The following is a 300-nucleotide window of genomic DNA, read 5'->3' on the forward strand; positions in this document are numbered from 1 at the left end:
AGCATTCCATCAGCTATATTGAGTATAGACGATACCACATCAGTATTGCTATTAAAGGAGGTACGCTCGGCTATGTAGTTCTCACAATCTTCAAGCACTAATACCGAATTTTTGTTCTCGATAAGCAAGCCTATAAAAGCAGGGTCAGTAAGTGAGGCTATCATCGAGGTAGGCACAAAAATAAATTTCTTATTGGGTATCTGACTCGTAAGCCATTTGATATAGTTGGTTTTGCCCGAACCTGCAATACCGTGAAAGAGTACTACCCCCTTATCTTCATTAGTAAGAGCATTCTTTACG

General features: G+C 39.7%; 1 pseudogene. It reads right to left on the reverse strand.

Annotated features, from left to right (window positions below):
* Window positions 1–300 (reverse strand): annotated as a pseudogene (locus HMPREF9441_RS18890) (hypothetical protein); the annotation flags it as partial.

Source organism: Paraprevotella clara YIT 11840 (assembly GCF_000233955.1).
GTDB lineage: Bacteria > Bacteroidota > Bacteroidia > Bacteroidales > Bacteroidaceae > Paraprevotella > Paraprevotella clara.